Genomic DNA, 12,079 nt, shown 5'->3' with positions numbered 1-12,079 from the left:
GCCTGATGGACACGCAAGCCGGATTCCACGACGCCCATGGCCGCCACGGCGGCGTCATCCTGCCGGCCCGGCCCGAGCCGATCGCCTTCGATCCGGCCGCGACGGTGCTGATCGTCGTCGACATGCAGAACGCCTATGCCAGCCCGGGCGGCTATCTCGACCTCGCGGGCTTCGACGTGTCGGAGACCGGCCCGGTCATCGCCCAGATTATCAAGGCGGTGGCGGCGGCCCGGGCCGCGGGCATCCGGATCCTGTGGTTCCAGAACGGCTGGGATCCGGATTACGTCGAGGCTGGCGGCCCGGGCTCACCGAACTGGCACAAGTCCAACGCCCTCAAGACCATGCGGCGGCGGCCGGAGATGAACGCGCAGCTCCTCGCCAAGGGCTCCTGGGACTATGCCCTGGTGGACGCCCTGAAGCCGGAGCCCGGCGACATCGTGCTGGGCAAGCCGCGCTACAGCGGCTTCTACAACACGCCGCTCGACAGCATGCTGCGGGCCCGGGGTGTGAACACGCTGGTCTTCACCGGCATCGCCACCAATGTCTGCGTCGAGTCGACCCTGCGGGACGGCTACCACCGGGAGTATTTTGGGATCGTCCTGGCGGACGCCACCCACCAGGCCGGGCCGCGGAGCCTGCACGAGGGGGCGCTCGCCAATATTGAGACCTTCTTCGGCTGGGTCTCGGACGTGGCGTCGTTCGCGGCGGCGCTCGGCGCGCAGACCCGCGCCGCCGCCGAATAGACCGCCCGCCGTCCCCGCACCCGCAACGCCAAGTCCGGAAAAGAAATGCCGAAGCAGGTTGTCATACCGCCGGGGACCGGCAAGCCGCTCGCCCCCTACGTGCCCGGCACCCTGGCCGACGGGGTGCTGTACGTCTCGGGCACGCTGCCGCTCGATGCGGATGCCAACGTCGTCCATGTCGGCGATGCCGGTGCCCAGACCCGGCACGTGCTGGAGACGATCAAGGGCGTGGTCGAGGCCGCGGGCGGCACGATGGACGACGTGACCTTCAACCACGTCTTCCTGAAGGACTGGGCCGATTACGCGGCGATCAACGCGGTCTACGCGGACTACTTCCCCGGCGAGAAGCCGGCGCGCTACTGCATCCAGTGCGGCTTGGTGAAGCCCGACGCCCTCGTGGAGATCGCCTCCGTGGCCCATATCGGCCGCTGATCACCGGCCCCGCAGAAGTTTTGGCGCAAGGCCGGGTAGCGCTGCCGCCAGGAGCCCGGCCGCGCGCAGCACCTCGACGGCCTCCTGCGGCGAGCGGCGGGCGAGCGCCAGGGCGAGCCGCAGCGGCACCTGCGCGCAAAAACTCGCCATGGTGAGGGCGAGGGCGGCGGCCGGGCCGTGATGCTTGCCGGCATAGAGGATCTGGCTGCGTAGGAAGTAGAACAGGCGCCGCGCCCGGGCCTGCCGGGTCGTGCCCTGGCCGACATGGTGGGCGACCGCCCCGGCCACGTGCCGCACTGAGAAGCCGGCGGCGCGGGCGCGGGTGCAGAGGTCGGCATCCTCCCAATAGACGAAGAAGCGCGGGTCGAAGCCGTCGAGCGCCGCGAACAGGTCCCGGCGGATCATCAGGAACGCGCCCATCACCTGGCCGACGGCCCGGTCGTCGGCGTGATCCCATTCGCGCAGAAAATGCGGCCGGACCAGGCCGAGCCGGTCGAGGGCGAGGGCGCGGCCGAGGAGGCCGAGACCGGTGGGCGCCCGGGCACAGGAGCGCGCGGTCCGCCCGTCCGGGTCGACCAGCCGGGCGCCGACGATCCCGGTACGCGGATCGGCCATCAGGGCGTCCAGGGCCACGAGCAGGGCGTCGGGGGCGACCTGCGTGTCCGGGTTGAGGAACAGGATCGCCGGGGCGTCCCCGGCGGCGGCACCCTGGTCGCAGGCCCGGCCGAAGCCGCGATTCTCGGCGTTGCGGATCAGCCGGAGCGGGCGGGGCAGGGCGGGCAGGGCGTCCGCCGAGCCGTCCTGCGAGGCGTTGTCGACCACGATGACCTGCACGGATGCGGCCTCCCGGACGGATGCGAGGCTCGCCAGGCAGGCGCGGAGGAGGGCGCCGCCGTTCCAGTTGACGATCACCACGTCGAGGGCGGCGCGGTCGGTCATGCGCGATCCCGGGGCGGGCCGAGGCGCCCGAGGGCGCCGTCGCGGACGGCCCCGAGCAGCCGCAGCAGCACGGCCGGCCGCCAGCCCGAATCCGCCCAGTACAGGCCGGCCTGGAGCGGCAGGTAGGCGGCCTGGGCGAGCTTCCAGCGCAGGGGCACGTGCGGCAGGCGCCAGGCATAGACCGCGTTGCGCAGGTAGGTCGCCATGCGGAACAGGGGCTGGCGCGGCATCGCGATCCCGAAGCCGCGGATCACCCCGCCCCCGACCCGGTGCGGGATCGCGACATCCCGGGCCAGGTAGCAGCCGTAACCGAGGCTCCAGGCGCGAAAGCACCATTCGAGCTCGACGCCGTCGATGAAGAAATCGGCGCGGAACGGACCGATCCGGGCGAGGGCATCGAGGTCGATGAGCGAGCCCGAGGTCGCCAGGAACTGCACCGGGGCGCAGGCTGGAGGGAGGGCGCCGCAGGCCTGCGCGCCGGGGCGGGGTGGGTAGGCGGGCGCCTTGTGGCCGGGGGCGGGGGCAGGGGCCGGCCCCACGACCGCGACCGGGATCGCGGCCGCCCGAAGCCGCTCGCGGGCGGCCAGCAGCGCCGCGGCCAGCCCGGTCTCTGGCTCGGCATCCTGGTCGAGCAGCAGCAGGGTCTCGGCGCCGGCCGCCCGGGCCGCCGCGGCGATCCGGTTGAGCGCCTCGGCGATGCCGAGATTGCGCCCCGCCGACAGGACGGTCACCCCGGCCCGGGTGAGGCGCTCCGCATCCGCCTCGGTCAGGCCGCCATCGTCGAAGGCGATCACCCCGGCGCATCCGGAGGCGGCCTGCGCCAGCACCCGATCCACCTGGTCCGGGCTCGGCCGGAACAGGGTGATGCCGATCATGAGGCGGCCCGGCGTCGGTTCAGGCACGGGCCGGGCTCCGGCCGCTCTTACCCGCCCCACCGCGACGGCGTCGGCCTGTTCGACGTCGAGGGGTCCGCGGCGCGGCATCGAAGGGATCGCTCGCGAGGGAAGGCCGGACTGGAAAGCCCGCGCGGCGGGGCATGGCGTCGATTCGGTCCCGATACAGCATCGTCCCGAAAGGTGGCTGCCGGCTTTCGGAAAAAGGCGATGTGAAGCATAGACCTCGCGCCCCGTGCCGGTTGCGATACCCGGCACGGGGCGCGAGGCCGGCGTTTCGATATCGCGGGCCCCGGTCCCCGACAAGCGGCCATGCCGGGTCGCGCAGCCGCGCGGCCCGAGGACGGGCCGGCCCATGGTTTACGGACTCCGCCGGTTCCGTTAGTTCGACGGGCGAAGAATGCGAGGCCCGCACCCGCGCCTCGCACGCCCCGACGCTGCCGACCATGAGCCGATCCGAGACCCGCGCCTCGACCGCGTCGACCCCGAAGGCGGCTGCCGGATGCCGCGTCTCGTGACGGCACGCGGCGCACGTTTCCCCGCAGAGCCCTGAGATGCGCCTCGGTTTGCCCCCGACCTTCGGGCGGTTCAAGCGCCGCATCGGCCGGCCCGTCGCGCGCGGCGCCGTCGACTCCGCCCGCGCCCTGCGCCTCGGCTGGCGCCGGCTCAGCGACCCGCTGGGCAGGCCCGCCGCCCTGCACGCCCGGTGGGTCGGCAAACAGGCCGGGGACGACATCGAGACCCACATGGTCGCGGCTTTGGAGCCGTATGTCGATGCCGGCTTCTACGCGAGCTGGTACGGCATCACGGCCGATCCGGTGCGGGACTACCTCGTGGCCGGCTGGCGCGAGGGCCGGGACCCGCGACCGGACTTTTGCACCGCCGACTACCTCGCCGCACGGCCGTATCTCGCCCGGGCCGGCATCAACCCGTTCCTGCACTGGGTGACGGCGCAGCGCGCCAAGGGCGGTGCCCTGCCCCGGCCCGACACGAAACAGGCCGAGCGCCTGGCCCGCCGCCTCGTGGACGGGGCGTTCTATCTCGCCAACAACCCCGACCTGCGGGCGGCCGGTGTCGACCCCGTGGCCCATTACATGGCCTCCGGCTGGCGCGAGGGCCGCGAGCCGTCGCCGCACTTCGACACCCTGGCCTATTGCCTGACCCGGGGCATCTCCTACGCGACCCAGAACCCGCTGGTGCATTACGTCCTGCACGGCGGCCCGGCCCGGCCCGAGCCGGCGGATCTCGTCGCGCTTCAGGCCGAGACGATCGGTCCCTATTTCGACGCCGCCTATTACCGGCAAGGGTTGGACGAGGGGGAGGCCCAGGAGCTTTCCGACGCGTCCGACGCCGAGCTGCTGCGCAGCTACGTGAGCGGCGGCTGGCGGGCGATGCGCAGCCCGCGCCAGGATTTCGACCCGGCCGGCTTCGTGCAGGCGCGCGCCGACAGCCGGGCGGTGATCGGCGACCCGTTCTTCCGCACCGTCGCCGAGACGCTGCTGATGGGCAAACAGCCGTTCTCAGGGACGGACAGGCTGAACGTCCCGGCCGTGGACGAGGCCTGGTACCGGGCGACCTACCCGGACGTGCGGGAGGCCGCACCCTATCTGCACTTCGCCACAAGCGGCTGGCGGGAGCTGCGCGATCCGGGCCCGGGACGCTCGACGCTGGACGCGCTGCTGCGGGTCTGCGGCCTGCGCCCGGCGCGTCCGCCCGTGGAGGACACGCTCTGGCTCGGCGCGATCGGCCGGGAGCCCCTGGACCGGGCGGCATCCCTGGACCTGCAAGCCGGGCTGGCGGCGCTGCATTTCGACCACGCCTTCTACCGGGAACGCTACGGCCTCGCCGAGGATGTCGACGCGGTCCGCGACTATTGCGACACCGGCTGGCGACAGGGCCGCAACCCGCGCCCCGATTTCAACGGGACCGCCTATCTCGACGCCCATCCCTGGGTGCGCGAGACCGGCATCGCGCCCCTGGTCCACCATCTCGCCACCGCACTGCTGCACGGAGTCGACATCGCGGCCGGGCGGTTCGACCCGCGCTACGGGCCGCCGCCCTCCGAGGCGGACGCCCTGGCCGAGCAGGCCCGGCTGTTCGAGCCGTATTTCGATGCGGCGTTCTACGCCAAGCGCAATCCCGACGTCGCCGGCGCCGCGGGCGGCCCGCTCGCCCATTTCGTCGCCTACGGCCAGCACGAGGGCCGGGACCCGAGCAAGACCTTCTCGATCGCGTTCTACGCGGAGACCTACGGGCATCTTCTTGCGCCGGGTGAATCGCCGTTCCTGCACTACGTGCGCACCGGGCGCGCCGCCGGGCTGATGGGCTGCCCGGAGGATCTCGGAGCCTGGCCGGCCATGGAGGCCCCCGAGCCGCAGGACTGGGACGGCCTGCCCCGCGCCCTCACCCTGGCCCAGGCCCGGGTCGTCGTGATCATGCCGGTCTACAAGGGCCGCGGCGAGACCCTACGCGCCATCCACGCCTGCCTCGCCGCCCCGCAGAAGACCCCGTTCACCCTGCTCGCGGTCAACGACCGGTCCCCCGACCCGGACCTCACCGCCGACCTCAAGGACCTCGCCGGGCGCGGCCTGTTCCACCTCGTCGAGAACCGGGAAAACCTCGGCTTCGTCCGCTCGGTCAATCGCGGGCTCAGTCTGCGCCAGGGCAAGGCCGTGGTCCTGCTCAACTCCGACGCCCAGGTGTTCGGCGACTGGCTCGACCGGCTCGTCGCCCATGCAGAAACACCCCATGCCGAGGCCGCCGAGGCCGGGGGCCGCCCGCCGGTGGGCAGCGTCACGCCGCTGTCGAACAACGCCACGATCTGCAGCTACCCGCGCTTCAACGCCAACAACACCATGGCGCTGGAGATCCCCCGGCCCGAGCTCGACCAGGCCGCCCGCACGCTCAACCGCGGCCGCAGCATCGAGGTGCCCACCGGGGTCGGGTTCTGCCTCTACATGACCGCCGCCGCGCTCGACGCGGTCGGCCCCCTCGACGAGGTCGCCTTCGGCAAGGGCTACGGCGAGGAGAACGACTGGTGCATGCGCGCCCGCAAGGCCGGGTTTTCGAACCTGCTGGCCGAGGACGTGTACGTCTACCATGCCGGGCAGATCTCGTTCGGGCTGGACCCGGGCGGCGAGTACGACCAGGGCCAGGCGGCCTTGCTCGCCAAGCATCCGGATTACCCGGCGCTCGTCGGCCAGTTCGTCCAGGCCGATCCCGGCCGGCGGGGGCGGGCGCGGCTCGACCTGCACCGGCTCGCCCGGCACTTCCGCGGCCGGGCGGTGCTGTTCGTGACCCATAGCTGGGGCGGGGGCATCCAGCGGCACATCGACGACATGATCGCCCGGCTCAAACGCGAGGGCACGGCCGTGGTGCTGCTCTCGGTCGACCGGGCCCGGAACATCCAGGTCAACGTCTCGTATCGCAGCCGGGAGTTCGTGTACCTGCCGAGCCTGGACAGCCTGTACCTGCCGCGCGATGCCGAGGCGGTGGCGGCATTCGTCGAGCAGCTGGCGCCGCGCCTGATCCACGTGCACTCGCTGGCGGGCCTGCGCTGGAACGCGGCGCAGGCGCTGATGGATCTCGTGTCCGGGTCGGGGCGGCCCTATGCCTGGACGCTGCACGACTTCTCGCCGGTGTGCCACCGCAACCACCTGGTGATGCCGGACGGGCGCTATTGCGGGCTGGCGCCGGTGCCTCTGTGCCGGGACTGCCTGGCCTCGGACGCGGACGGCTACGAGGAGCCGGATCCGGCGGAGCGGCGGGCCACGTTCGGGCGGTTCCTGGCCGGCGCGGCGCGGGTGTTCGCGCCGTCCGCCGATACGGCGGGGCGGATCGGCGGCGTGTATCCGGAACTGGCGATCGCGGTGCGGCCGCATGTCGAGGCCGACCGAAGCGTGCGCTCCACCGCCCTGAGGCGCCCGGGCCGCCTGCGCCGCGTCGCGGTGCTCGGCGCGATCAGCGCGACCAAGGGCGGCCTGTTCCTGCAGGCCCTGGCCACCGACGCCCAGGACCGGAAGCTGCCGCTGCGGTTCGCGATCGTGGGCTTCTCCGATCCCGCGCTGGCGGGCGGCCTGGAGCGGGCCGGGGTGAGCCAGACCGGCCGCTACGCCGGCGACGACGAGGCCCTCGACCTGGTCTGGCGGACTTCCGCCGACCTGGTCCTGCTGCCGGCGATCTGGCCGGAGACGTATTCGTATGCCCTGACGCTCGGGCTGCGGACCGGCCTGCCGGTGGTGGCCTTCGATCTCGGCGCCCAGGGCGACCGGCTGCGGGCCTATCCGAACGGCCATGTCCTGCCCTACGCCCTGGCGCATGATCCGGCCGCCTTCAACGACCGGTTGCTGGCGCTCGACATCTCACGCGCCGGGGAGCTCTCGGTGCCGATCCAGGCGGCCGAGTACGACGACCTGATGCGCGACTACTACGTCCTGGACCTGAATCCGGCCGGGGCGAAGAACCCATTCGACGAGGACGCCGCATGATCTCCGTCAACGAGGACATGAAGCAGGAGATGCTCCGGCGCGGCATCTCGGTGCTGCACCCGGCCCCGTTCGGCCTGCCGGAGGATTGCACCTTCGAGCCGCCCTGCAGCATCAAGTGGATGGGGATCGATTACTGCCTCACCATGGGGGCGTTCTCCTACGCGGTGAGCGGCTATTATTTCGGCGCCGACATCGCCCGCTACTGCTCGATCGGCGAGAGCGTCCAGGTCGGGCGCGGCAGCCACCCGGTCCATTGCGGCTCGACCTCGCCGCTGTTCTACACGCACCATTCCGCCGTGTTCGACCGGCTGGATCCGCGCGCGGAGGATTACGAGATCTGCGGCCCCTATCTGTGGCCCAAGCGGGTGCGCATCGGCAACGACGTCTATATCGGCCACGGCGCCTTCCTGATGCCCGACATCACCATCGGCGACGGGGCGATCATCGGCGCCATGGCGGTGGTGACCAAGGACGTGCCGCCCTACGCGATCGTGGCCGGCAGCCCGGCCCGGGTCGTGAAGATGCGCTTCCCCGACGCGCTGATCGAGCGTTACCTGAAGGTGCAATGGTGGCGCTACGCCTTCTGGGACCTGCGCCAGTGCTCGATCACCGACCCCGAGAAATTCCTCGACGCGGTGGAAGAGCGGATCGCCGGCGGGATGCAGGAATACCGCCCGGACCTGATCCCGATCCAGTCGCTGATCCCGGGCGCCTGAGGCTCACTCGCCCGCCTCAGCGAACCGCCGCGCGAACGCCGCCACCAGCGCGTCGGCGGCCGGCCCGCTCAGATCGCTGAAGCAGAGGCCCTCGCCGACGAACACGGTCCACACCCCGTCATACGTCGCTTCCTTGCGGATTCGCATGGCCGCCCTCCGGCATTGATGCGGATCAACGGTTGGATGTGGGGAGTGTTGCTTCGGCGATCAGAGGCACGGCGCTCACCCCGCCAGCACCCGAGCCGCCGCCGCGCCGAGCGTGCGCACCCCGAAGGCCAGGTCCGCATCGCTGGTATCCTCCGCCCAATGGTGGCTGATGCCGCCGATCGACGGGACGAACAGCATGGCGGCCGGCAGGATCCGGGCGATGTTCTGGGCGTCGTGGCCGGCGCCCGAGGGCATCACCTGCCAGCGGCCGGGGCAGACCTGCTCGGCGGCCTCTGAGAGGGCCCGCATGAGGTCCGGGTCGCAGGGGGCGGGGATCGCTTTCGACAGGGCCGTGAGGGTGGCGGGGCAACGTTCGCGCCGGTTCGACTCGCGCACCAGAGCCTCAAGGCACGCCTCCATGCGCTCCAGCACCGGGATCGACACGTCGCGGAACTGGAAGGCCACCTCGGCGCGGCCCGGGATGATGCTGTAGCCGCCGGGATCCAGGGTGATCCGCCCGGTAGTCCAGGTGCTGCGCGGGCCGCAGAGTTTCGGGAATTCCCGGTCGATCGCCGCGAGCAGGCGTACCGCCGAGAGCCCCGCATCCCGGCGCTCGGCCATGGTGGTCCCGCCGGCATGGTCCTGGTTGCCGTCGAACACGATCTGGAATTGCCAGATCGCCACGATGCCGCTGACCACACCGAGATGCAGGCCGGCGGATTCGAGCTGCGTGCCCTGCTCGATATGCAGTTCCAGGAAGCCCCGGTAGCGGTCCGGATCAAGCCGCATCCGCGGCAATCCGGCGAGTCCGGCGGCCTCGAGGGCCGCGCGCAGCGGCGTGCCGTCGGTGCGGTTGCGGGCGGCCTCGATCTCGGCCTCGGTCAGGTCGCCGATCGCCGAGCGGCTGCCCAGGAAGCCGCCCGAGAAGTGCCCCTCCTCGTCCGCGAAGGCGACGACGTCGACCGGCAGCCCGGCCCGGGCCAGGGCCAAACCGGCCACCACCCCCAGCGCCCCGTCGAGCCAGCCGGCCTCGTTCTGGGTCTCGATGTGGCTGCCGACCAGGAGGTGGGGTCCGGGCCCGCGATGGCGCCCGAGCACATTGCCGATCCCGTCGATCGATGCCTCCAGCCCGCATTCCTCCAGCTTGGCCATCAGCCAGCGGCGGGATTCCATATCGGCGGCCGAGAAGGTCGGGCGGTGAACGCCGGTGCGGAACCGGCCGATCTCGCGCAGAGCATAGAGGTCGGCCAGGAAGGCGTCGGTATCGATCTCGGTCATGCAGCGGTCCCCGGGAGTTGAGCGCCCAGACCGTGCAAGCGCCATGCGCACATCGGGGTTTTCAAAGGGCGAGCCCTTTGGCGGGGTGTCGGGGCGGAGCCCGACAGCAGGGCTTCAGCCCTGCACCCGCGAAAGGTCCCGGCCCCTTCGAAACCGCGACTCGCCGCGCTACTCCGCCGCCGCCTGTTTCCAGTCCGCGGGTTGCGCCCCCGCCATCCAGGCACCGAGGTCAGCCCTAGCCCGGTCGGTGAGGGCCCGCTTCTTCAGCACGGCCTTCTCGGGGCCGCGCAGGCGGCGGCCGGTCTCGTTGCGGGGCGCCTGGGCCAGGGGCGGGAACAGGCCGAAATTCACGTTCATCGGCTGGAACGAGCGCGGGGCGTTGGCCTCGCCGTCGGCCGCCACGTGGCCGCCGGTGATGTGGGCGATGAGCGCGCCCAGCGCCGTGGTCTGGGGCAGGGGGCTGAGCGGCCGGCCCGCCGCCTCGGCCACCGCGAAACGGCCGGCCATCAGGCCGACCGCGGCGCTCTCGACATAGCCTTCGCAGCCGGTGATCTGGCCGGCGAAGCGCAAAGCGGGCCGGGCCTTCAGCCGGAGGGTGGCGTCCAGCAGGCGCGGGCTGTCGAGATAGGTGTTGCGGTGCAGGCCGCCGAGCCGCGCGAATTCGGCCCGCTCCAGGCCGGGGATCGTGCGGAAGATCCGGACCTGCTCGGCATAGGTGAGCTTCGTCTGGAAGCCGACCATGTTATAGAGGGTGCCCAGCGCGTTGTCCTGGCGCAGCTGCACGATCGCGCAGGACTTGACCAGGGGATCGCGCGGGTTGGTGAGCCCCACGGGCTTCATCGGGCCGTGCCGCAGGGTCTCGGGACCGCGCTCGGCCATCACCTCGATCGGCAGGCAGCCGTCGAAATACGGCGTGCCCTCCCATTCCTTGAATCCGATCTTCTCGCCGGCCACGAGGGCGGCCACGAAGGCGTCGTACTGCGCCCGGTTCATCGGGCAGTTGAGGTAGTCGGCCCCCGTGCCGCCGGGCCCGGGCTTGTCGTAGCGGGACTGGAACCACGCCACGTCCATGTCGATCGAGTCGCGATGGACGATCGGCGCGATGGCATCGAAGAAGGCGAGGGACTCGGCGCCGGTGAGCGCCCGGATGCCCTCGGCGAGCGCCGGGGCGGTCAGCGGGCCGGTGGCGACGATGCAGGGACCCCACGCCTCGGGCGGCAGGCCCTCGACCTCGCCGCGGACAACCGTGACGTTGGGGTGCTGCTCCAGGCTCCTTGTCACCGCCGCGGAAAAGCCCTCCCGGTCCACCGCGAGCGCACCGCCCGCGGGCACCTGGTTCGCGTCCGCCGCCCGCATGATCAGCGAGCTCAAGCTGCGCATCTCCTGGTGCAGCAGGCCGACGGCGTTGCTCTCGGCATCGTCCGACCGGAACGAGTTCGAGCAGACCAGCTCCGCCAGGCCGTCGGTCTGGTGGGCCTCGGTGCCGCGCACCGGCCGCATCTCGTGGATCACGGCGCGATGGCCGGCCTCGGCCACCTGCCAGGCCGCCTCGGATCCCGCCAGGCCGCCGCCGATGATGTGAATGGTCTGTGTCATATCCCAGAATAGCGAAGGACCGTCGCCCGGATCAACGGGCGGCGGTCCTTTCAGTCGAATCGCGATGGTGCCGGGAGATCAGACGCGGGCGATGCCGTGGATCTCGCTGCGGTTGATGCCGAGATCGGCAAGATCGCGATCCGAGAGGCGGGAGAGCTGGGAAACGGTGTCGCGGTACCGGAGATAGGCGCGGACGCGACTCAGGACGCTACGAGCGGCGGACATGGAGTTCTTTGACCTCTGTTCAGGCAGTGGATGGCGCGCCGTTGCGCATCGCTGCCTCTTGTTGGTGCAACGCACATATAAACCTCCCGCGGCGCAGCAGGAGTCGAAAGGCCAAGGATCTGGCCTGCGTGCGCCGCATGCCCGGATTAAGAAACCGGCAACCTTCCCGGATGGTCATTCTTTGTGCGCATGCCGGGAGCCCTCTGAACGCGCGAAGGGCGCCCCACCGGCCGGCGGGGCGCCCTTCGCGGCGCAAAACGGGTGGATCCCTCAGTAGAACGGGCGCGGGCCGTAGAAACCGTAGGGTCGGTAATAGGGCCGGTAGAAGGGCCGCGGCCGCACGTAGCCGCCGTAATAGACCGGCCGGCGCCAGTAGGGGCGGGGGCCCCAGTTCGGGCGGCAGATGCCCCAGGGGTTCGGATGGAAGCCCGGGCCGCAGCCTCCCGCCGCCTCGGCGGAGCCCACGAGCCCGAGGCCGCCGGCGATCGCGGCGGCCATAACGAGTGCCTTCGCGCGCGGTGCGCTCAGAATCGCCATGACACATCTCCTCAAAGCGTCCGGCGGATCGGTGCCGGTCGAGAGAGATTCGGCCCCGCCGCCTGAACCGAAGCTGAGCCTGTGGT

General features: G+C 71.6%; 11 protein-coding genes. 4 read left to right on the top strand and 7 right to left on the bottom strand.

Features of this window, described 5'->3' with window-relative positions; all coding sequences use genetic code 11:
• Nucleotides 1-5 precede the first annotated feature (5 nt).
• Complete coding sequence (gene rutB / locus LGR69_RS20900) at nt 6-743, top strand: pyrimidine utilization protein B (RefSeq protein WP_230367233.1); 738 nt, start codon at nt 6-8, stop codon at nt 741-743.
• Between the two features lie 45 nt (nt 744-788).
• Entirely contained in the window at nt 789-1,175 is a 387-nt protein-coding gene (gene rutC / locus LGR69_RS20895; protein ID WP_007560554.1) for a pyrimidine utilization protein C, read from the top strand.
• Here rutC and LGR69_RS20890 read toward each other — a convergent pair whose 3' ends face one another.
• A complete protein-coding gene (locus LGR69_RS20890; protein ID WP_230367232.1) occupies nt 1,176-2,114 on the bottom strand; it encodes a glycosyltransferase family 2 protein in 939 nt (312 codons plus the stop codon).
• Nucleotides 2,111-3,016, bottom strand: a complete 906-nt coding sequence (locus LGR69_RS20885) for a glycosyltransferase family protein (RefSeq protein ID WP_230367231.1) — start codon at nt 3,014-3,016, stop codon at nt 2,111-2,113. Before LGR69_RS20885 ends, LGR69_RS20890 begins: the two co-directional genes overlap by 4 nt.
• A gap of 545 nt (nt 3,017-3,561) precedes the next feature.
• Between LGR69_RS20885 and LGR69_RS20880 the strand changes: the two genes are divergently transcribed.
• Nucleotides 3,562-7,494, top strand: coding sequence for a glycosyltransferase (locus tag LGR69_RS20880; RefSeq protein ID WP_230367230.1), 3,933 nt, complete (start codon nt 3,562-3,564; stop codon nt 7,492-7,494).
• Complete coding sequence (locus LGR69_RS32100) at nt 7,491-8,210, top strand: CatB-related O-acetyltransferase (protein ID WP_091864548.1); 720 nt, start codon at nt 7,491-7,493, stop codon at nt 8,208-8,210. The genes LGR69_RS20880 and LGR69_RS32100 overlap by 4 nt, the downstream gene beginning before the upstream one ends.
• A gap of 3 nt (nt 8,211-8,213) precedes the next feature.
• On the opposite strand, the gene LGR69_RS20870 is transcribed toward LGR69_RS32100, so the two are convergent.
• From LGR69_RS20870 to LGR69_RS20850, 5 genes are all read right to left on the bottom strand, one after another.
• A complete protein-coding gene (locus LGR69_RS20870) occupies nt 8,214-8,357 on the bottom strand; it encodes a hypothetical protein (protein WP_007566973.1) in 144 nt (47 codons plus the stop codon).
• A gap of 75 nt (nt 8,358-8,432) precedes the next feature.
• A complete protein-coding gene (locus LGR69_RS20865) occupies nt 8,433-9,635 on the bottom strand; it encodes a Zn-dependent hydrolase (protein WP_230367229.1) in 1,203 nt (400 codons plus the stop codon).
• A 168-nt stretch (nt 9,636-9,803) separates the two neighbouring features.
• Nucleotides 9,804-11,231 carry a methylenetetrahydrofolate--tRNA-(uracil(54)-C(5))-methyltransferase (FADH(2)-oxidizing) TrmFO gene (gene trmFO / locus LGR69_RS20860; protein ID WP_230367228.1) on the bottom strand — a complete coding sequence of 476 codons (1,428 nt, stop codon included), beginning with the start codon at nt 11,229-11,231 and terminating at the stop codon, nt 9,804-9,806.
• Nucleotides 11,232-11,309: 78 nt separating this feature from the next.
• Entirely contained in the window at nt 11,310-11,456 is a 147-nt protein-coding gene (locus tag LGR69_RS20855; protein WP_007566967.1) for a DUF1127 domain-containing protein, read from the bottom strand.
• Nucleotides 11,457-11,726: 270 nt separating this feature from the next.
• Nucleotides 11,727-11,993 carry a GCG_CRPN prefix-to-repeats domain-containing protein gene (locus LGR69_RS20850; RefSeq protein WP_230367227.1) on the bottom strand — a complete coding sequence of 89 codons (267 nt, stop codon included), beginning with the start codon at nt 11,991-11,993 and terminating at the stop codon, nt 11,727-11,729.
• Nucleotides 11,994-12,079 lie beyond the last annotated feature (86 nt).

Source organism: Methylobacterium brachiatum, assembly GCF_020523825.1.
GTDB classification, from domain to species: Bacteria; Pseudomonadota; Alphaproteobacteria; order Rhizobiales; family Beijerinckiaceae; genus Methylobacterium; species Methylobacterium brachiatum.
This window is presented reverse-complemented; position numbering and strand designations above follow the sequence as displayed.